20 protein-coding genes are annotated in these 18852 nt (G+C 62.1%); 11 read left to right on the top strand and 9 right to left on the bottom strand.

From position 1 onward, the window contains the following. Positions 1-258: 258 nt before the first annotated feature. The 3 genes from AC07V8_RS19560 (at position 259) to AC07V8_RS19550 (ending at position 2768) form a co-directional block, all read left to right on the top strand. Positions 259-2151, top strand: a complete 1893-nt coding sequence (locus AC07V8_RS19560) for a S53 family peptidase (RefSeq protein ID WP_494679378.1) — start codon at positions 259-261, stop codon at positions 2149-2151. Positions 2152-2299: 148 nt separating this feature from the next. Further along, positions 2300-2494 carry a hypothetical protein gene (locus tag AC07V8_RS19555; protein ID WP_494679377.1) on the top strand — a complete coding sequence of 65 codons (195 nt, stop codon included), beginning with the start codon at positions 2300-2302 and terminating at the stop codon, positions 2492-2494. Positions 2495-2558: 64 nt separating this feature from the next. After that, entirely contained in the window at positions 2559-2768 is a 210-nt protein-coding gene (locus AC07V8_RS19550) for a hypothetical protein (RefSeq protein WP_098496297.1), read from the top strand. 84 nt (positions 2769-2852) lie between these two features. Here the strand turns inward: AC07V8_RS19550 and AC07V8_RS19545 are convergent, their stop codons facing one another. Further along, the gene (locus AC07V8_RS19545; protein ID WP_494679376.1) at positions 2853-3269 is read right to left on the bottom strand and encodes a hypothetical protein; all 417 of its coding nucleotides are present in this window, start codon (positions 3267-3269) and stop codon (positions 2853-2855) included. Between the two features lie 369 nt (positions 3270-3638). Here AC07V8_RS19545 and AC07V8_RS19540 point away from each other — a divergent pair, with 369 nt between their 5' ends. Together AC07V8_RS19540 and AC07V8_RS19535 are read left to right on the top strand one after the other, a co-directional pair. Continuing rightward, complete coding sequence (locus tag AC07V8_RS19540) at positions 3639-4289, top strand: glutathione S-transferase family protein (protein ID WP_494679375.1); 651 nt, start codon at positions 3639-3641, stop codon at positions 4287-4289. Between the two features lie 137 nt (positions 4290-4426). After that, complete coding sequence (locus tag AC07V8_RS19535; protein WP_494679374.1) at positions 4427-4786, top strand: DUF1304 domain-containing protein; 360 nt, start codon at positions 4427-4429, stop codon at positions 4784-4786. Between the two features lie 44 nt (positions 4787-4830). Here the strand turns inward: AC07V8_RS19535 and AC07V8_RS19530 are convergent, their stop codons facing one another. The 3 genes from AC07V8_RS19530 to AC07V8_RS19520 form a co-directional block, all read right to left on the bottom strand. Continuing rightward, the gene (locus tag AC07V8_RS19530) at positions 4831-5031 is read right to left on the bottom strand and encodes a tautomerase family protein (RefSeq protein ID WP_494679373.1); all 201 of its coding nucleotides are present in this window, start codon (positions 5029-5031) and stop codon (positions 4831-4833) included. 65 nt (positions 5032-5096) lie between these two features. Next, a complete protein-coding gene (locus AC07V8_RS19525) occupies positions 5097-5636 on the bottom strand; it encodes an NADPH-dependent FMN reductase (protein WP_494679372.1) in 540 nt (179 codons plus the stop codon). A 118-nt stretch (positions 5637-5754) separates the two neighbouring features. Beyond that, positions 5755-6009, bottom strand: coding sequence for a hypothetical protein (locus tag AC07V8_RS19520; RefSeq protein ID WP_494679371.1), 255 nt, complete (start codon positions 6007-6009; stop codon positions 5755-5757). A gap of 274 nt (positions 6010-6283) precedes the next feature. On the opposite strand from AC07V8_RS19520, the gene AC07V8_RS19515 reads away from it, so the two are divergent. The 4 genes from AC07V8_RS19515 to AC07V8_RS19500 all read left to right on the top strand — a co-directional run bounded on the left by AC07V8_RS19515 (position 6284) and on the right by AC07V8_RS19500 (position 9358). Then, positions 6284-7303, top strand: a complete 1020-nt coding sequence (locus AC07V8_RS19515; protein WP_494679370.1) for an alpha/beta hydrolase family protein — start codon at positions 6284-6286, stop codon at positions 7301-7303. A gap of 90 nt (positions 7304-7393) precedes the next feature. Beyond that, entirely contained in the window at positions 7394-7696 is a 303-nt protein-coding gene (locus AC07V8_RS19510) for a 4a-hydroxytetrahydrobiopterin dehydratase (protein WP_494679369.1), read from the top strand. Further along, positions 7693-8478, top strand: a complete 786-nt coding sequence (locus AC07V8_RS19505; RefSeq protein ID WP_494679368.1) for an SDR family oxidoreductase — start codon at positions 7693-7695, stop codon at positions 8476-8478. The genes AC07V8_RS19510 and AC07V8_RS19505 overlap by 4 nt, the downstream gene beginning before the upstream one ends. 169 nt (positions 8479-8647) lie before the next feature. After that, a complete protein-coding gene (locus AC07V8_RS19500; protein ID WP_494679367.1) occupies positions 8648-9358 on the top strand; it encodes a DUF1223 domain-containing protein in 711 nt (236 codons plus the stop codon). A gap of 271 nt (positions 9359-9629) precedes the next feature. Here the strand turns inward: AC07V8_RS19500 and AC07V8_RS19495 are convergent, their stop codons facing one another. From AC07V8_RS19495 to AC07V8_RS19475, 5 genes are all read right to left on the bottom strand, one after another. Beyond that, positions 9630-10988 carry an amidase gene (locus AC07V8_RS19495; RefSeq protein ID WP_494679366.1) on the bottom strand — a complete coding sequence of 453 codons (1359 nt, stop codon included), beginning with the start codon at positions 10986-10988 and terminating at the stop codon, positions 9630-9632. Between the two features lie 35 nt (positions 10989-11023). Next, positions 11024-11710, bottom strand: a complete 687-nt coding sequence (locus AC07V8_RS19490) for a DUF2848 domain-containing protein (RefSeq protein ID WP_494679365.1) — start codon at positions 11708-11710, stop codon at positions 11024-11026. A 75-nt stretch (positions 11711-11785) separates the two neighbouring features. Further along, positions 11786-13072 (bottom strand): MFS transporter, encoded by a 1287-nt coding sequence (locus tag AC07V8_RS19485; protein ID WP_494679364.1) that lies wholly within the window; start codon positions 13070-13072, stop codon positions 11786-11788. Between the two features lie 227 nt (positions 13073-13299). After that, positions 13300-14250 carry a LysR family transcriptional regulator gene (locus tag AC07V8_RS19480; RefSeq protein WP_494679363.1) on the bottom strand — a complete coding sequence of 317 codons (951 nt, stop codon included), beginning with the start codon at positions 14248-14250 and terminating at the stop codon, positions 13300-13302. Between the two features lie 72 nt (positions 14251-14322). Continuing rightward, positions 14323-15327 carry a flavin reductase gene (locus AC07V8_RS19475; protein WP_494679362.1) on the bottom strand — a complete coding sequence of 335 codons (1005 nt, stop codon included), beginning with the start codon at positions 15325-15327 and terminating at the stop codon, positions 14323-14325. Between the two features lie 191 nt (positions 15328-15518). Here AC07V8_RS19475 and AC07V8_RS19470 point away from each other — a divergent pair, with 191 nt between their 5' ends. Together AC07V8_RS19470 and AC07V8_RS19465 are read left to right on the top strand one after the other, a co-directional pair. Further along, positions 15519-16316 carry a TatD family hydrolase gene (locus AC07V8_RS19470; protein WP_494679361.1) on the top strand — a complete coding sequence of 266 codons (798 nt, stop codon included), beginning with the start codon at positions 15519-15521 and terminating at the stop codon, positions 16314-16316. A gap of 22 nt (positions 16317-16338) precedes the next feature. Further along, positions 16339-18771 carry a DNA internalization-related competence protein ComEC/Rec2 gene (locus AC07V8_RS19465; protein WP_494679360.1) on the top strand — a complete coding sequence of 811 codons (2433 nt, stop codon included), beginning with the start codon at positions 16339-16341 and terminating at the stop codon, positions 18769-18771. The last annotated feature ends 81 nt before the right edge of the window (positions 18772-18852 follow it).

Here is an 18852-nt window from a genome sequence, read left to right as displayed (position 1 = left end):
GGGAAGTCCCATGATTTGCGCCAGACTCAATTTGAAATTCCTGCTTTTACACGCGTCGCATGTTCCTTGCGCCGCAGCTTCCTCCGTCTTCCGGCACAGGCAGTGTTAACGCCGTCGCCAACCCCTTAACGGACTAGTACCGTTATCCGCTGCATCGCTACCCGCGTTGCAGACTCCAGCGCCAACACCCTTCGCATTGCAGATCGCCCTGCAAGGCCGCGGCGTCCTTCATTTGTTCCATTCAAGAGGAATAAGCGTATGAAATCGAGAATCACAGCAGCGAAAATACCAGCAGGAAATTTCAAGATTCCCCAGGCTTCGGCATTGTCATTAGCGCTGTCGCTGGTGTTTGCATCTTTGTCCGTTCATGCTGCCGTCGCTGACAACAGCACTTGGGTAGCCACCAAGACCCAGGCTTTCCTGCCTCAGGTCCAGGCCAATCAAAAGAGCGTGGCGGTTGACGCCAGCGTCGCGACGCCGGCGGAATCGGCCGTGCAGCTGGCGCAAGGCGAACCGGTGCATGTGACGTTGAGCCTGAACCTGCGCAACGAAGCCAAGCTGGACCAGTTCCTGGAAGACCTGCATACCCCAGGCAGCGCTTCCTACGGCAAGTTCCTGACGCCTGCGCAATTCGCTGAAAAGTTTGCGCCGACCGAAAAAGATGTGGCTGCGGTAGTGGCGCATCTGAGCAAATCGGGTTTCATCAACATCACCGTCTCGCCTAACCGCCAGCTGGTGTCGGCCGACGGCACGGCGGCGACTGTGCAAACCGGTTTCCGCACCTCGCTGAAACGCTTCCAGCAAGACGGCCGCAATGTCTTCGCCAATACCGACGCTGCACAAGTGCCTGCCGCCCTGAGCAACATCGTCGGTTCGGTGCTGGGCTTGCAAAACGTCGCGCTGGCGCAGACCCATCACCGCTTCGTGCTGGATGCCGCGCCAGGCAGCGCGCTGCAAGCGAAGGTCACGCCAGCGGCAACGCCGGTGGCGACACCGCACAGCCCTGCGCAATTCCCTGCGATCTACAACGCCGGCAGCACGCCTACTGCTTCCAACACCACCGTCGGCATCATCTCCGAAGGGGATATCTCACCGACCATTGCCGACCTGAAGGCGTTCACTACCGCCAAGGGCCTGGCAACCGTCAACACAGCGGTGGTGCAGACCGGTCCTGCCGGCAGCGACTACAGCGATACTTCCGGCCAGGTTGAATGGAACCTGGACAGCCAGACCATCACCGGCACTTCCGGCGGCGTCAAGAAACTGATTTTCTACGCGTCGCCAGACATGCAGTTCAGCAGCATCACCACTTCCTATAACAAGGCAGTGACTGACAACCTGGCGAAAGTCATCAACGTCTCGCTCGGCGGCTGCGAAGCGGATACGCACAGCACCGGCACCCAGGCAGCCGACGACAATGTCTTCAAGCAGGCGGTAGCGCAAGGCCAGACCTTCTCGATTTCGACAGGCGACGCCGGCACCTACAACTGCCAGACCAGTTCGATTTCCGGTGCGCCTGGCGTACCGACAAACAAGTCGACTTATGACGTCAGCGAACCGGCCAGCTCGCCCTACGTGATCGCCGTCGGCGGCACCACCTTGTACACCAATGCCGGCGCCTACAGCAGCGAAACCGTGTGGAACGAAGGCCTGAGCGCCATCGGCGTCTATGATGCCCAGGGCGATTCCGATCCCACCAAGCGTCTGTGGGCAACCGGCGGCGGCTTCAGCAAGTACGAAGCGATACCTAGCTACCAGAAGGGCGTGGTCACCGCCGGCAAGACGACCCGCGGCTTGCCCGACATCGCCTTTGATGCCGCCAGCGCCAGCGGCGCCACCATCTACTACAACGGCCAGACCGGCACGGTAGGCGGCACCAGCCTGGCGGCGCCGATCTTCACCGGTGTCTGGGCGCGCTTGCAATCGGCTAACGCCAACGGCCTGGGCTTCCCGGCAGCCAGCTTCTACAAGTATTTCCCACTGGCTGCCAATGCTGCGCTGCTGCACGACGTCATTTCGGGCACCAACGGCGCCAGCAGCTCCTACGGCTACAAAGCCGCCAAGGGCTGGGATGCAACCACAGGTTTCGGCAGCTTGAACATCGCCAACCTGAATGCCTTCGTCAAGAAGACTGCGGATTTTGCGCGTTGATCGGCAAAGCGCTTATCCGGCTTTTTTATAGAAGTTGAGCAGGACATCGCCGCTGCGGCCATCCCGGTCCGCAGCGGCGACGCAGCAGCGATAGATGGATCGGAAAAAGGCGGTTTGACAGAATTGCGATGGCGTACGGAGAAGCGAGATGAATAAATCGAATCTGGCCTGGCTTGCCGCGGCGCTTGCATTGGGTCTGGGCAGCATCTATGCCGTGTTGGCAGCTGACGATCCGAGCGCGGCAAAGCATAGCGTCGTCGCGGCCCAGGACAAGGTCAGCGCTCCGGGCGCGGCAGCGGTGCAGCCGAAAGATGCCGTCAATATCAATCCGTTTGGAAAATAGCCATACCAGGCTTGCATTCGGAAGGTCTGAAGCAGGCGCGCATTTGTAGAAGGAAGAATCAGCAATGACCGCATATCTGCAGCGACAAGACCGGCTGGCGCTGGTTACCCAGGCCACCGCAAACGTGACCGGCAAACGCTATTGTTCGCACCATCAGGGCGAAGTGGCGGTAGCCGAGGGCGATTTCGTGATGCGCAACAAATCCCGGCGCTGGATCTGCTTCCGCTGCCAGGAACGCAGCCGCTCGCATGGGCTGCTGAAACGGGCGGGGTAGGATATTTTTCAAGCAAAAAAAAATCGCCACAGCGTGGCGTGGCGATTTTTGTAAAGACGGACCGTGCTGCGGGGTTGCCTCGTTCTAGCGGAATGCTGCCAGTGGATCGTACTGCTGGTCCGGCTTGTCTTCCTGTTCCTTGGTCTTCGCGCCGTTGCGGATAAAGCTCGCCGTTATCGCGCGCCATTCGCCGCGTTGCAGCTTCCAGCCATGGATGACTTTGTGCCAGCCCGGCTTCAGGTAATGCTGGTCGGTGCGCGCCAGTTCCCAGTGGCCGGCTTCCCATACATACCAGCCATCGACGTAATCCCAGAAACCAGGGCTCCATACCAGTCCGGCGCGCGCGTGCGGCTCGGCTTCCTGCTTGGCTGGCGGCGGCGGATTCTTGAGAATGACGTTGGGACCGGCCGGGGTAGGCCCGCCCTGGCTTTTTTGCAGCGGGTTCACGAAAGACGAAAAACGTCCGGCGATGATCGCTGCGATGCTGAGTTGCTGTTTCATATGCGCTCCTGAATGAGTTCAGTGCCAACGATTGTACGAAGCCAGGTTCGGAAAAATGTGTCCTGTGCATTTACTTACACTTTTCACCGCTCATTTACAGGGGAGCAGGCGAGCAGGAAGGCATACTATCGGCGCCGGCTGTGATGTGATTTACCTATGAGAAATGGGAATTTACGAAGCGGCTGAAAGCGCCGGAAACCACTGCGAGCAACTTGCCATTAAGCTAACCGAATGGCTTTTCCTGCATGCAAATAGAGGATTTCGACTACCGCCGCGGGAAAATAAGAAGGATTTGTTTCTTAATGTGTCACTGTTCCTTGATATATATTGAGCGTTCCAAACGCTGCTTAAAATCAAAAGGAAAGCGCCATGACAGAGACTCGCCGCATCACGTTTTTTCATTGCCCGAACACCCGCTCCAAGGGCACCCGTATCCTGCTGGAAGAGCTGGGCGCAGACTATGAGCTGCATGCCCTCAACATGAAGGCCGGCGAGCAGCGCAGCGCCGCCTACCTGGCGATCAATCCGATGGGGAAGGTGCCGGCGATCAAGCATGGCGACGCCCTCATCACGGAACAAGGCGCGGTCTTCCTGTACCTGGCGGATCTCTACATGGACAAGGGCTTGGCGCCGGCGCTCGACGATCCCCTGCGCGGCCCTTACCTGCGCTGGATGGTCTACTACGGTTCCTGTTTCGAGCCGGCGGTGGTCGACCGCGCGCAGAAGAATCCGCCGGCATCGCCGTCGACCTGCCCCTACGGCGATTTCGACACCATGCTGAAGACGCTCACCGACCAGCTGCAGAAGGGGCCGTACATGCTGGGCGAGAAGTTCAGCGCCGCCGATGTCCTGTGGGGCACGGCGCTGACCTGGACCACCGGTTTCCAGATAGTGCCGATGTCGCCGGTGATCCAGGCCTATATCGACCGGATCAATGCCCGCCCGGCGGTGCAGCGGGTGACGGCCCTGGATGCCGAGCTGTCGGCGCAGCTCGCCAGCCAGGCGGCAGCGAAATCCTGAGTGGATGAGCGCAGGGGAAATCCGGCAGCCGCAGCTTGCCGGTCCGCCGGCCTGCGGCTGCGCGCCATCAATAAATCAAATATCAAATATTAAATATTAAATATTAAATATTAAATATCAATAATAGGGAGCTTGTCTTGAATACTGTCGCCAACCTGCTGATCGCCTTGGTCGCTTTACTGCACGTGTATTTCCTGGTGCTCGAAATGTTCTTGTGGGATAAGCCGTTCGGCCGCAAGACTTTCAAGTTGACGCCAGAGTTCGCTTCCGCGTCCAAGGCGCTGGCCGCCAACCAGGGCCTGTACAACGGCTTCCTGGCCGCGGGCCTGGCGTGGGGCATCTGCCTGGGCGAAGCTGGCTTGTCGATCAAGATTTTTTTCCTCGCCTGCGTGATCGTCGCCGGCATCTTCGGCGCCATCACGGTGGGCCGCAAGATCCTGTTCATTCAAGCATTGCCGGCCGCGCTTGCGCTGGCCTTGCTGCTGGCGTTCCGCTAGACCGGCAGGGCGCTGTCCCGGCGGCCCGGGATGCCGCTGCAGCGTCAGCCGTGCAGTTTCTTGTAGTCGTCGGACAGCATGCCGCCGAAGCCCCAGTTGTCCTCGTTGATTTCCTGGATCACGATATGGGTCTGCTCGGGCTTTTTACCCAGCACGCGCACCAGCGAAGCGGTGACGTCCTTGACCAGTTCTTCCTTCTGCTGGCGGCTGGCGCCCTTGGTGATTTGAATATTTACATATGGCATAGCTTGGTTTCCTTATGAAGCGATGGCGCCAGGCATCGGCGATGGTGAATCATGCAAGGTAAAAACTACGGGCGTTTTGCGCCGCTGGCGGTCACACTGGCACGCAACGCCTCCAACGCGGCACACAGCGCTGCGGAAATTTCCGGATGGGCGGCAATCTGTTCTTCGCTCAGTCCTGAGCCCAGGACCGGCACGGCGATCGAGGCCTCTTCGACGATCTGCGCCGACATCATCGTCACTATTTCTCTGAGCGATGCCTGTGCATGCGTTGCCCGCGGCGAAGCGTTGAGCAACGCCACCGGCTTGTGCACGAAAGCTTCGCAACCGACCATCCAGTCCAGCGCATTTTTCATCGCGCCGGTGATACCGTGCGCATATTCAGGGCTGGCGATCAGCAGGGCGTCGGCGGCGATGATGCGGGCGCGCAGCTCGGCCACCGGCGCCGGATCGCTGGCTTCGATGTCTGGATTGAACAGCGGCAGATCGCCCAGGCCGGGGTACAGCTCAATGCTGGTTGCGGCCGGCGCCAGGCGGGCCATGGCGCGCAGCAGTGCGGAGTTATGCGAGGCAGCGCGCAGGCTGCCGCAGATGGCGAGGAATTTCATGTGGCCCGAAGTAGGTGCAGGGACGATCATTATGCCGACAAGCTCGCTTTACTGCAGGCGCTAAAAAAACAAGCCCGCGCGAAACAAGTTCGGCGCGGGCTTGCTGCCAGACGGTTGCTTACTTGGCTGGGGCCGGCTGCGCAGCAGGGGCTGCCGCATGTGCCGCCGCAGCCTGGTCGGCCGCCTTTTTATTCGCCAGGTGACGTCCGACCACGCAGCCGCCGATGGCGCCGACCACAGCATGATGGCCGGCATAGTGGCCCGCCACGCCGCCTACCGCAGCGCCTTTCAGGCAGCCTTTGGCGCTGGCGGCGCCGGTGGTGCCTGCCAGTGCAAGCGCGCATAACATGACAGCAATGCTTTTCGTTTTCATGGTGTTCCCCTATTCGTGGTGGATGGCAGCGATTACGCCGTTTCAGCTTGATTCTGAGTTCATTAACGTCAGGCGCCGGGCGCGCGGTTGACAAGCCGGCAAAAAAATGACGGCAGACACAATTGTTGATCTTCCGGCGCCACAGATCAAGTGGCTGGGCAGCGTATTTTTAATGCAAATAAGCAATCCCAGTCAGGTGCGAACAGCGGCCGCCGCCTACAATCGCCTTCATTCCCGGCTGTGAGCAGCCGTTTTCACCTTTAGGAGAGATGTCATGCCCTTTATACGTGCAGCGATGTGGATCTGGATGGCGCTGTGCAGCGCCTTGGCGCAACAGGCGCTGGCCGCTGATGGAACAAGCAATGTCGGCATGCTCAGCCTCAGCACCGGCGGCGAATATGTGGTGCCCGTCGCAGTCTGGTATCCCACCAGCGCGGCGCAGACCGAGTGGTATGCCGGTCCCTATCTGATCCATGCCACCCGCGGTGCGCCGCCGACCCCTGGTTTGCATCCCTTGGTGATCATCTCGCACGGCAGCGGCGGCGGCGAATTCGGCCATGCCGACCTGGCCGAAACCCTGGCCCGGCATGGCTATATCGTGGCGGCGCCGCGCCATCTAGGCGACAGTCATGACCAGCCGCAAGGACGCGGCACCGACCTGCAGATGATAGGCCGTCCGTGGCAAGCCGTGGCCACGCTCGATGCCGTGCTGGCGGACCCGCGCCTGGCCGCGGCGATTGACGCCGGCCGCATCGGCATGGCGGGCTTTTCCGCCGGCGGCTACACCACCCTGGTCATGGCCGGCGCCAAGCCCGATTTGTCCTTGATTACGGCGTATTGCCTGGCGCACGCGGACGACCACGAGTTATGCGACGCCAGCGCGCAGCAAAAGACCGTGGCGACGCGGCCGGGCTGGGCCTTGCCGGTGGATAAAAGAGTCCGTGCGGCGGTCGCCATGGCGCCGTTCAGCGTCATGTTCGACGCCAAGGGCGTGGCCGGCGTCACGATTCCGCTGCGCATCTACAAGGCCAGCAACGACCAGGTCCTGCGCAATCGCTGGAATACCGATCATCTGCTGAGCCTGCTGCCGGCCAGCGTCGAGCATGGCGAAGTACCGGGCGGCCACTATGTGTTTCTCGGGCCTTGCAGCGATGCCTTGAAAGCAGCCGTTCCGGCGATTTGCATCGATGTGCCCGGGGCGGACGGAGCCGCCATAGACAGAGTGGCCCTGCACGCCAAGCTGAACGCCGAAATCGTCGATTTTTTCGACCGCACGCTAGCTGCGCGGCAATGAATCGGCAAGCATGAGGCTTCCGGCCGTGCAAAAACGCGCAGCTGGGCGCTTCCGGTTATAGAATTGGAGTTTTCACGAACGGATACTCCCATGCCTCATTCCAACCACATCGGCGCCGCCGCCGCCCTGCAGACCCTGACCACGTGGACTGCAGTCGAAGGCCGCGACGCGATTCACAAGACTTTCAAGTTTGCCGATTTCAACGCTGCCTTCGGGTTCATGACCCGGGTCGCCTTGCTGGCCGAGAAAATGGATCATCATCCAGAGTGGTCCAACGTATATAACCGCGTCGAGGTGCTGCTGACCACGCACGACGCCAACGGCGTCACCGATCTCGACCTGCGCCTGGCGCAATTCATGGATAGCAGCGCCGGCGCTGCCGCCAAGCATTGAGCACGCCGGCTACGCAGCAGCCGGTGGCGCTGATCACCGGCGCCGCCAAGCGGGTCGGGCGGGCCGTCGCCGAGCGCTTCGCCGCCGCCGGCTATGCCGTGGTGGTGCACTACGGCGGCTCGCAGCAGGATGCGCTGCAAACCGTGCAGGAAATTGAAGCCGGAGGCGGGGTTGCCGTCGCCCACCAGGCCGACCTGCAGTCGCCGCAGCAATTGACGGCGATGATCGACGCCGCCTACGCCCGCTTCGGCCGGCTCGACGTGCTGGTCAACTGCGCGGCGATTTTTTTCCCCGACACGCTGGCGGATTTTGCGCTGGATGACCTGGAGCGCTCCTGGCAAGTCAACTGCCGCGCGCCGCTGCTGCTGACCCAGGCTTTTCATCGGCAAGCGGCGCAGCGCGGCCAGCAGGGCGTGGTGATCAATGTGGTGGACCAGAAGGTGAAGGCGAATTTTCATCCGGAGGATTTCAGCTACACGGTGGCCAAGGCGGCGCTCGGCAACCTGACTGCGATGCTGGCCATGTCGGCGGCGCCGGTGCTGCGCGTGAATGCGCTGTATCCTGGCCTGATGACGCCCAGCGGCGACCAGACCCAGGCCGATTTCGAGTATTCCTCGGCCCGCTCGACGCCGCTAGGCTATATCGCGCCGACCACGGAAATCGCCGACGCCATCTTGTTGTTGACGAGGCAATCTTTCAACGGCGCGGAATTCGTCGTCGATGCCGGGCAGAACCTGGTGCGGGTGGAGCGGGACGTGATCAACCTGTATCGGGCGCCATAGGGATGGACCTGAGGCCGGGCGGATTTGTAAGGAAGTGACGCGTGCTACGACCAAGCTTCACATGACCAGCCAGGAGACTCAGGTGCCTATTATTATCAACCTTACTAAAACTTTTGCTCTGGGCGCGCTTGCGTTCGGACTGTCCGCGAGCGTTCACGCCGCCGACTATATGACGCAGAGCCCGGCCAACCGGGTGGCGCTGGTCGAGCTGTATTCCAGCGAAGGCTGCAGCAGCTGCCCGCCGGCCGATAAGTGGCTGTCCTGGCTGGGTGCGCAAGTCACGGCGGAGCGCGTGGTGCCGCTGGCCTTGCACGTCGACTACTGGGACCAGCTCGGCTGGAAGGACCGCTTCGGCGATCATCGTTTCACCGCCCGCCAGCAGCAACTGGCCGGTTACGCCAACACCACCCTGGTGTATACCCCGGAAGTCTTTGCCGGCGGCCGCGAACTGCGGCGCTGGAGCTCCGGCAGCGCGTTTGACGCCGCCATCGCCAAGATCACGGCACAGCCATCGCCGGCGGATATTGCGATCAAGCTGTCCGGCACCGCGCCGCGCAGCTTCGAGCTGGCGACCAGCGTCAAGCTGCGCCAGGAATCCAAGGACGCCCACGACGCCTATATCGCCGTCTATGAAAACAAGCTGGTCTCGAATGTGGCGGCCGGCGAGAACGGCGGCGTCACCCTGCATCACGACTATGTAGTGCGGCGCTGGCTGGGCCCGTTCGCGCTGAAGAACGGCATGGTGCAGATCCATGAAAAGATCGCGCTCGACAGCATCGCCCCCGACCTGCGCGCCGACCACTTCGGCGTTGTCGCCTTCGTCCAGAATACGAACAGCGGCGAAGTGCTGCAGGCGGCCAGGCTGGCGGTTGATCACTGAGAATTTCATAAAGAGCGGCAGAATCGCAACCTGGTTTTTGTCGCGCTTAACGTACGCAGCTAACTGGGGTCAGAGTGAATTTTCTGCGTTTTTTGCAGAAACTTCACTCTGACCCCACTTAGCGGCACTACGGAATGCATGCCTCGTCGTTAGATAAAACAAAACCATGTAGTGCGCCGAATCTTTCTCCGAATCCGTCATGTGGGGTCAGAGTAATTTACGACGATACAGCCGTCGTAAAAAAACTCTGACCCCGCATGACTCTCTTCATTTAATGATTGCGCAACAGAGCTTCCACCGCCAAGCCGATCTCCAGAATCTTCCTGTCCTGGCCGCCAGCACCGGCCAGCATCAGCCCGACCGGCGCTTCACCGGCCGCATGGCAAGGCAGCGACAAGGCGCAGCCGTCCAGGAAATTGATCAGCGCCGGATTGCGCAGGATCATGCCGTTGGCGGCGAAATAGGCTTCATCGCTGGATTCCAGCGCCGCAATCGGAGGCGCGACGATAGGCACGGTCGGCATCAGCATGGCGTCGTAGCCGGCGATGCGTTGTTCAACCGCAGCGATCCATTGCTTGCGCGCCGCGAACAGGTCGAGCAGATCTGCTGCGCTGATTTCCTGGCCGCGCCGGATGCGCGAAATCACGCGCGGGTCGTAGCTGGCGCCACGCTCGGCGATCAGCTTGCGGTGCCAGGCATAGGCTTCGGCAGCAGTGAAGCCGCCTTTGGCATTGATCGTTGCGGCGGTCGAAAATTCCGGAATCTCAACTTCGTCGACCAGGGCGCCGGCCGCTTGCAGCTGGGCGCGGGCGCGGGCGAACGCCGCGGCTACCTGCTGATCGACCCCGTCCAGCACCAGCGTGGTCGGCAGCGCCAGGCGCAGGCCGCGCAGCGGGAAGGGCGTCAAGCTCGGCACTGGCTCGCCGGCCAGGATGGCATCGAGCACCACGCAGCAGCTGACGCTGGCGGCGATCGGACCAAGAGAATCGAGTTGCACCGACAGCGGCAGCGTACCTTCCAGCGGGACGCGGCGCGCGGTCGGCTTGAAGCCGGTCAGACCGCACAGCGCCGCCGGGATGCGCACCGAGCCACCGGTATCGGAACCGATGGCGGCCACCGCCATGCCGTCGCTCACCGAAACCGCGGCGCCGGAGGAGGAACCGCCGGGAATCCTCGCATTGGCGCGGTCCCAGGGATTGCGCGGGGTGCCGTAATGCGGATTGATGCCGAGGCCGGAGTAGGCGAATTCCGTCATGTTGGTGCGGCCGACGATCACCGCGCCCGCCGCCAGCAGGCGCTGCACCGCCACGGCGTTGACGCTGGCCGGTGCCGCATCGTCCAACACTACCGAGGCGGCGCGGGTCACGCTGCCGGCGACATCGAACAAATCCTTGACCGAAATCGGTAAGCCCTCTATCGGCGAACGCGGCTGGCCGCTGGCGCGCAACAGGTCGGAGGCTTGCGCCGCTGCCCTTGCGGGCGCGGCATACAATTCGGTGAAAACACGGCGGCCTTCGCCGGCCGGATCCAGCGCGCGCGTCAGCGCTGCTTCGATGAGCGCGGCCGAGCTGGTGCGGTGCTGGCGCAGGGCCTCGGATAAGCTGTGCAGGGTAGGGAGGGTGTCAGTCATACATTCTCGCAAATGAAGTAAAGGCAGTGCTGGATTCAGGCGACTTCAGGCAGCACTTCCACCGTGTAGTGATGGCGCAGCGTGCGTTGCCGGCGCGGATCGAACAATTCCATTGTAAATGAATGCGCCGGCCGGATGCCGCCGATTGCCGCCACGGTGCCGCAAGTCATGCCGCTGCCTTCCGGCAGGATGGTTGCGCCGTTGGTATAGCCGGCGATCAGGTCTTGCGGCGTGCGTAGCGAAGCCAGCGCGCCTTCCTGGTACAGCAGCCGGGCGCCGTTTTCCTCGATATAGGAACGGATCACCAGCTCATCCCAGTAGTCGGCCACCTCGGCCAGGCGCCAGGCGCGGCTTGCCACCGGCTTGACGCACGCCTGTTTCGACAGCGCCACGCTATGCGCTTCCAGCTTGCGGTCGGTATGGTCGGAGGCGATGCTGACATACAGCTCGCCGCCGGCGGCGAAGACAAAGGTTTCCACCTCGCCGGAAGAATCCGGTCCGACCACCTGCACCTGCGACGCCTGCGTCAGCTGGTTGCTGGCGATGCGGTAATACAGCGGCACCGCGCTCGGGCGCGAGATGCCGAGCGCGGCCAGTTCTTCGATATGGTGTTCGATGGCGGCGTGATCGCGCCCGGCCCAGCCGGCGACGATCAGGGTGTGGATGGCGGTGTCGAGTTGGCGCGGGCCTTGTTCGGTGTCTACCTGAAAAGAAATATGCATGATGATTCCAGCGTTAAAGAAATGGGACGTGACGGATCCGGCCGGCAAACCGCCCAGTAAAACAGGACAGCAGAATTAGCGGACTTTTTTAATGAACAGCAAGACCAGCACCGTCGCCGTAAATTCCAGCCCGGCGACAAAGTACAGGCCGGCCGACAAGCTGCCGGTGCTGGTCTTGAGCGAGCCGATCATGTAGGGCGCGGCGAAGCCGGCCAGGTTGCCGATCGAGTTGATCAGCGCGATGCCGCCGGCAGCCGCGGTGCCGGTCAGGAACGCCGCCGGGATCGACCAGAACACCGGGAACGCCGCCAGAATGCCGATCGCCGCCAGCGTCAAGGCGCACAGCGCCAGCACCGCATTGCCGAGGAAGAAGCCGGTCAATATCAGACCGATGCTGGCCACCAGCGTGGCGATGGCGCAATGCAGGCGCCGCTCGCCGCTCTTGTCGGAATGGATGCCGTTCCATACCATGGCGATGGTGCCGGCCAGGAAAGGAATGGCCGAGATCAGGCCGATCTGCAGGTTGCCGGCCACGCCGATTTCCTTGATGATGGACGGCGACCAGAAAGCAATCGTGGCATTGCCGCTGACTACGCAAAAATACACGGCGGCGCAGATCCAGACCCGCGAATTGCGGCAGGCATCGCGCAGCGAAGCATGTTTGTTGCCATGGTTCTCCGCCGCCAGCGCCCTGGTCACCGCCTGCTGTTCGGCAGCCAGCAGCCACTTGGCGTTGAGCGGTCTTTCCGGCAGGTAGATCAGCACCAGGATGCCGGCCAGCACCGAAGGAATCCCTTCCAGCAGGAACAGCCATTGCCAGTTGGCGAAATGGCCGACGCCGTCCATGGCGCTCATGATGAAGCCGGCAATCGGTCCGCCGACCACGCCGGCGATCGCGAACGAGGTCATGAACAAGCCGTTGACGCGAGCGCGCCGCTCGGCCGGGAACCAGTAGGTCAGGTACAGCACCACGCCGGGGAAGAAGCCGGCTTCGAACACGCCCAGGAAAAAGCGGATGATATAAAACATGGCGGGCGTTTTCACATACACCATCGCCATCGAGGTCAGCCCCCACAGGATGGTGATGCGCGCCAGGGTCTTGCGGGCGCCGATTTTTTCCAGCAGCAGGTTGCTCGGCACCTCGAACAGGAAATAGCCGACGAAGAAGATGCCTGCGCCCAGCCCATAGATCGCCTCGCTGAACTGCAGGTCCTGCAGCATCTGCAGCTTCGCGAAACCGACGTTGACGCGGTCTATCCAGGCCAGCACGAACAGGAAAACCAGGAAAGGAATCAGGCGCCAGGCGATTTTCCGGTAAGTGCTTTCCAGCAAATCTGGCGCTGCGTTGATGTTGTTGCTCATGTGATGTCACCCGATAGAGGATTCTGCTGCGCCGCGGGCGGCGCAGGATGAAGCGGCGTTTCTGTGACGGCCGTCACCGGCGGCTGCGAGTGCTGCCGGATGAATCGAGTATGCGTAAGGGGCTGGCGGCTGTCCAACAAGAAATTGTCAGCGCGATTGATTGGAAAATCTTATGAGCAAAGTTGGGGCGGGTGCGCACCAATAGCGCCGGTGCAGGCCTGGCAATCTTATATAGCGGGAAACGGCAGTTCCAGCGGTTCCGACGGTAGCCTGGCGATTTCCGGTCCCCAATTCAGTGCGAATTCGGAGGCGGTTTCCTGGGCGATGCTGGCGATGGTTTCGGTCAAGGCATTTTCCGGATCGTTGCGGAACGAGGCCATCAGCTGCAGCGCCGGGAAATCGGCGTCGACCCGCAGCTGCTGCAGGCTACCGTCGTTCAGCTCGCGCTGGATGATGGCCGGCGGCACCACTGCCACGCCGAAGCCGTCGCTGACCAGCCGGATCATGGTGGCGACAGAAGTGATGCAATTGATATGCAGGGAACCGCGCTCGCTGTCGGAAAACAGTTGTTCCAGCACGGTATGCGGCCCGGAATTGCGGGCGAAGCTGACCAGCGGGAAGGCCGCCAGGTCGGACAGGCTCAGGGTTTCATTGCCGATGTCGAGCTTGGCGCTGCCGACCCAGCGCATCGGGAATTCGCACAGCTTGAGATTGCGGATATGCGGTGCGATTACGGCCTCCGCCTGCAGCACCAGGTCGAGGTCGCCCTTGCTGAACTGTTCGCGCAGGTGGATGGTGGTGTCGCTGGCGATTTCGATCTCCAGCTGCGGAAACAGCTTGTGGATGCGGCCGATCAGGTCCGGGAACCAGCTGTGCACGATCGATTCGATCACGCCGATGCGCAGCACGCCGGAATAATGATCCTTGGCCGACATCTCGTCTTTCATCTCGCGCATCAGCTTGACGATGCGCTCGGCGTACACCAGCGCCTTGCCGCCATCGGTAGTCAGGGCCACTTCGCGGGCGCCGCGGTCGAACAGGCGCACGCCGAAATCCTGCTCCAGCGTGGCAATGCGGCTCGATACCGCGGCCTGCGTGGTGTGCAGCTTTTCCGCCGTCAGCCGGAAATTCTTGAGCTTGGCCAGCCAGACGAAGGTTTCGAGGAAGCGGATGTTCATCGGCGCTGTCCGGAATCTATGATGGGTTGTACTGAAGTGTAGCGCATTGCGGGCCGTGGCAGAAAGACGGGCTTATTCCTCATCCAGCGGCAGCTTGCCATCGTCGGTCAGGCTGATAAAGCGCCGCAGCAGGGTGCGCAGGGCGATGGTGTCGACCGCGCCCAGGCTGTTCAGCAGCGCCAGTTCGGTCTGCTTGCCGCTGTCGCCGATCTCCTGCGCCAGGGCGCGGCCGATGGCGGTCAGGTAGAACAGGCCGCGGTCGTTGCGTTCGCCTTTATCCACCACGATTTGCAGCAGGCCGCGCGCGGTCATGTCGTCCAGCACATTGATCAGCGGCGTATGGCCGGCATACACGAACAGCCGGTTCAGTTCCGCCAGGCTGCGGCCGTCGCCCGCCGCCAGCGTATTCAGCACGAAAAACTCGGCATCGTTCAAGCCCTTGGCGGCGCCGAATTCGCGCAGCTTGCCGTACAGATGGAAATACGCGCTGCCGAGCAGGTAGCTCATCGAACTTTCATCGAAGCTGCTGGAGGCTGCGGTGGCCTTGATCAGGGCTTCCGCTTCGTCGGCCAGTTCCTTGCGGGTGGCGATGGCGTAATTGCCGCGCTGGTACACCAGCGGGGCGATATCGGAATGCTCGAAATGCATCACCTCGCCGACCATGATGATATGGTCGCCGCCGTCATAGCGGTAGGCGGTCTTGCATTGCATGCGGGTGGTGCAGCCGGCCAGCAAGGGCGCGCCGCCCATGCCGGATTCGACCTCCAGGCCGGCGAACTTGTCGTGCGCGCGCTTGCTGAAATGGGTGGCCAGCTGGTCCTGGTCGTGCGACAGGATATGCACCGCCCAGTGTTCGGCAGCTTCAAACGCCGCCAGGCTGTTGGACGACTTGGCCAGGCTCCACAGCACCAGCGGCGGATCCAGCGAGACCGAGTTGAAACTGTTGGCGGTGACGCCAACCAGCTTGCCGTCGGCCTGGCAGGCAGTAATGATGGTGACGCCGGTGGTGAAGGTTCCCAGGGCGTTGCGGAATTCGCGCTGGTCGAACGGAGTTGACGGCTGGTTTGCGATGGACATCTAGATTGCTTTCTAACAAATACTTTTTTGCATCATGTTATCAGGCAAACGGGCGGAGCGAGAAATGTTTATGTTTGCGCTTACGTGGGGCCAGGTTTGCCCATGCTACGATATCAATCTATTAATCCGCCAGGCGTTGATGTATCTGATATATGTTTGATATGGCCTGATAATTTTCCAAGGATCACCCGATGTGGATAGATACGCACTGCCATCTGGATGCCGCTGAATTCGGCGGCGAACAGGCGCAGGTCGCCGCGGCTGCCGCCGAGCAGCAGGTCAGGTGGATCGTGATCCCTGCCGTGGAGCGCGCCAATTTCGCGTCAGTGGCGGCGCTGGCCGCGCAACTGCCTAACTGCAGCTATGCGCTCGGCATTCATCCACTCTATGTAGAACACGCCGACGACAGCGATCTGCTGGCCCTGCGCGCGGCCATCGGCGCCGCCATGGCCGATCCGCGCTTTGTCGCCATCGGCGAAATCGGCCTGGATTTCTTCGTGCCCGGCATGGACCGCGGCCCTTTGCGCGACAAGCAGGAATACTTCTATGTTGAACAGTTAAAGCTGGCGCGCGAGTTCGGCCTGCCGGTGCTGCTGCACGTACGGCGCTCGCAAGACATCCTGCTCAAGCATCTGCGCCGGATCAAGGTGAGCGGCGGCATCGCGCACGCCTTCAACGGCAGCTTCCAGCAAGCGCAGGCCTTCATCGGCCTGGGTTTCCGGCTCGGCTTCGGCGGTGCCATGACGTTTACCCGCGCGCTGCAGATCCGCCGCCTGGCGGTGGAGCTGCCGCTGGATGCTTTGGTGCTGGAAACCGATGCGCCCGACATGTCCCCGGCATGGCTGCATCCCGCCACCAACCAGCCCCAGCAAATCCCCCGCATCGGCGCCGTGCTGGCCGAGTTGCGCGGCATGCCGCTGGCCGAGCTGGCGCAAGCCACCGCCGCCAACGCCCGCGCTGCATTGCCGCGCCTGGCGGCCTTAGCCTGAACCAGGTACGGGCGCGCTCCGGATGCGTAGCGCGATCATCGGATTCCTGCTTGGCGTTATCTTTTTGCAAATCCAGGCGGTTTTGCCGCCAGTCTGGCTGCTGGCTTGCCTGGCGCTGGCGGCGATATCGCTGGTTTGCGCAGCTTATAAAATCCCCCATTGGCAGCTCAGGTTTGCCGCCCGCCTGCTGGCAGGCCTTGCCTGCGGCTTTGTCTGGGCGGCCTTGTTCGCGCATTGCTACTTGCAGCAAGAGCTGGCGCCAGAGTGGGAAGGGCGCGATGTCACGGTGATTGGCACGATAGCCAGCCTGCCGTCGTATTTTGAAACAGGCGCGCGTTTCGATTTTGCCGTCGAAAAGGCCGTGCAGCAGGACGGTGAATCGCCGGTCATTCCGAAGCGCCTGGCGCTGGCCTGGTACCGCAATGGCGATCAGGAGCAAGCGCCGCAGTCGCAGCTGACGGCCGGGGCGCGCTGGCAATTGACGGTGCGTTTGAAGCGGCCCCATGGCAGCGCCAATCCGCATGCGTTCGACTATGAAGCCTGGCTGCTGGAGCGCAATCTGCGCGCTACCGGCTATGTCCGCGGCGACCAGGGAGCGAGTTCAGGGAACCGGCAATTGCAGCCGTTTGTATTCAGCCCCGGCAATCTGGTGGCGCTGTTGCGCGGCCGTTTGCGCGAACGCATCCTGGATGCCTTGCCCGAGCATCGCTACGCCGGCGTGCTGGTGGCGCTGGCGATAGGCGACCAGCGCGCTATCGACCAGTCCGACTGGGAAATCTTCAACCGCACCGGCATCAGTCATCTGGTCGCCATCTCAGGCTTGCACATCACCATGATTGCCGGCATGTTCGCCGCCGCCATGGCCGCGTTATGGCGCCGTTCTTTTTTCACGAACGCTGCCTTGCCCTTGCTGCTGCCGGTGCAAAAAGCCGCCGCCCTGAGCGGCGCCCTGGCCGCGCTGGTCTACGTGCTGCTGGCCGGTTTCGGCATACCGGCGCAACGCACTCTCTACATGCTGCTGGTAGTGGCGCTGGCCTTGTGGAGCGGCCGCATCGCCAGCGTTTCGCACGTGCTGTGCATCGCGCTCCTCGTGGTATTGCTGGCCGATCCCTGGGCGGTGCTGTGGCCCGGCTTCTGGCTATCGTTCTGCGCCGTCGGCGTGATCCTGTACACCAGCGTCGGCCGCCGGCCGGCCGCGCGCGATGATGGCAATGCGCGCGTGTCAACATGGTGGCAACGCTTGCGGGCCGCCGGCGCCACGCAATATGCGGTCACCATCGGCCTGCTGCCGCTGACGGCTCTGTTGTTCGGACGCGTTTCGCTGATTGCGCCGCTGGCCAATGCCGTGGCGATTCCATTGGTCGGCCTGGTGGTGACGCCGTTGACGCTGATCGCCAGTGCGCTGCCGGCGCCGCTGTCGACCTGGCTGTGGCGCGCCGCGCATCTGCTGCTGGAACAATTGGCGCTGCTGTTGGGCTGGCTCAGCGCCTTGCCGTTTGCGGTATGGCAGACGCCGGCGCCGCCGGCCTGGGCCTCCGCGCTGGCCTTGCTGTCCACCGTGTGGCTGCTGGCGCCGCGCGGCTGGCCCTTGCGCTGGCTGGCGCTGGCCGGCTGGCTGCCCCTGCTGCTGGATAACGGCAGTCGTCCGCCTGCAGGAGAAATGTGGGTGACCGCCCTCGACGTCGGCCAGGGCATGGCGGTGCTGGTGGAAACGGCCGACCGGCGCCTGCTGTACGACAGCGGCCCTTACCACTCGCCGGAATCCGACGCCGGCAGCCGCGTCATCGTGCCCTACCTGAAAGCGCGCGGCATTACTGCGCTGGACGCGCTGGTGATATCGCATGTCCACAACGACCATGCCGGCGGCGCCCTGTCGGTCATGGATGCCGTCAAGGTCGGCACCGTGTATTCATCGCTACCGCCGCAGCATCCGATCGTCCAGGCAGCGGCCGATCACCAAAACTGTCATGCAGGGCAGGCATGGCAATGGGGAGAGATGAAGTTCGACATGCTGTATCCGGATATTGAGCAATATCAGGCTTCGGCCGCCCAGCAAAAAAGCAAGCCGCACATGGTCAGTTGCACGCTCAAGGTCAGCCATGGCCCGCATGCCATTTTGCTGCCCGGAGATATCGAAGCCGCGCAGGAACAGCAACTGGTCGCCCGCTATGGCGAGGATTTGAAATCCACTGTGCTGCTGGCGCCGCATCATGGCAGCGGGACTTCATCCACGGCGGCGTTTCTGGCCCAGGTTGATCCTCAGATTGTGTTGTTCCAGGTCGGCTATCGCAATCGGTTTCATCATCCCAAACAGCAAGTGGTGGCGCGCTATCAGGAACGCGGGGTAGAGAGTTTTAGAAACGACGAGGGAGGGGCGATCTTGTTGAAGTTTGGCGATAGCGTGGCGGCGGATACCTACAGGAACCAGCGTCGCCGGTATTGGCATGGGCGTTGATCTGATTGCCTTTTTGCGAGTTGAATACTTGCCACGTGTCGCAAACCTGCCATTGATTCGAGATCGATAACGCAGTCATTT

The organism is Collimonas sp. GW821-FHT02H07 (assembly GCF_059421505.1).
The sequence above is the reverse complement of the archived record's forward strand: the minus strand, read 5'-3'. Positions and strand labels throughout refer to the sequence as shown.

What these genes read in the sequence shown, in the direction of transcription:
- AC07V8_RS19560 (WP_494679378.1), top strand. Translation starts at nt 259, where the DNA reads ATGAAATCGAGAATCACAGCAGCGAAAATACCAGCAGGAAATTTCAAG.
- AC07V8_RS19555 (WP_494679377.1), top strand. Translation starts at nt 2,300, where the DNA reads ATGAATAAATCGAATCTGGCCTGGCTTGCCGCGGCGCTTGCATTGGGT.
- AC07V8_RS19550 (WP_098496297.1), top strand. Translation starts at nt 2,559, where the DNA reads ATGACCGCATATCTGCAGCGACAAGACCGGCTGGCGCTGGTTACCCAG.
- AC07V8_RS19545 (WP_494679376.1), bottom strand. Translation starts at nt 3,269, where the DNA reads ATGAAACAGCAACTCAGCATCGCAGCGATCATCGCCGGACGTTTTTCG.
- AC07V8_RS19540 (WP_494679375.1), top strand. Translation starts at nt 3,639, where the DNA reads ATGACAGAGACTCGCCGCATCACGTTTTTTCATTGCCCGAACACCCGC.
- AC07V8_RS19530 (WP_494679373.1), bottom strand. Translation starts at nt 5,031, where the DNA reads ATGCCATATGTAAATATTCAAATCACCAAGGGCGCCAGCCGCCAGCAG.
- AC07V8_RS19525 (WP_494679372.1), bottom strand. Translation starts at nt 5,636, where the DNA reads ATGAAATTCCTCGCCATCTGCGGCAGCCTGCGCGCTGCCTCGCATAAC.
- AC07V8_RS19520 (WP_494679371.1), bottom strand. Translation starts at nt 6,009, where the DNA reads ATGAAAACGAAAAGCATTGCTGTCATGTTATGCGCGCTTGCACTGGCA.
- AC07V8_RS19515 (WP_494679370.1), top strand. Translation starts at nt 6,284, where the DNA reads ATGCCCTTTATACGTGCAGCGATGTGGATCTGGATGGCGCTGTGCAGC.
- AC07V8_RS19510 (WP_494679369.1), top strand. Translation starts at nt 7,394, where the DNA reads ATGCCTCATTCCAACCACATCGGCGCCGCCGCCGCCCTGCAGACCCTG.
- AC07V8_RS19500 (WP_494679367.1), top strand. Translation starts at nt 8,648, where the DNA reads ATGACGCAGAGCCCGGCCAACCGGGTGGCGCTGGTCGAGCTGTATTCC.
- AC07V8_RS19495 (WP_494679366.1), bottom strand. Translation starts at nt 10,988, where the DNA reads ATGACTGACACCCTCCCTACCCTGCACAGCTTATCCGAGGCCCTGCGC.
- AC07V8_RS19490 (WP_494679365.1), bottom strand. Translation starts at nt 11,710, where the DNA reads ATGCATATTTCTTTTCAGGTAGACACCGAACAAGGCCCGCGCCAACTC.
- AC07V8_RS19485 (WP_494679364.1), bottom strand. Translation starts at nt 13,072, where the DNA reads ATGAGCAACAACATCAACGCAGCGCCAGATTTGCTGGAAAGCACTTAC.
- AC07V8_RS19480 (WP_494679363.1), bottom strand. Translation starts at nt 14,250, where the DNA reads ATGAACATCCGCTTCCTCGAAACCTTCGTCTGGCTGGCCAAGCTCAAG.
- AC07V8_RS19475 (WP_494679362.1), bottom strand. Translation starts at nt 15,327, where the DNA reads ATGTCCATCGCAAACCAGCCGTCAACTCCGTTCGACCAGCGCGAATTC.
- AC07V8_RS19470 (WP_494679361.1), top strand. Translation starts at nt 15,519, where the DNA reads ATGTGGATAGATACGCACTGCCATCTGGATGCCGCTGAATTCGGCGGC.
- AC07V8_RS19465 (WP_494679360.1), top strand. Translation starts at nt 16,339, where the DNA reads ATGCGTAGCGCGATCATCGGATTCCTGCTTGGCGTTATCTTTTTGCAA.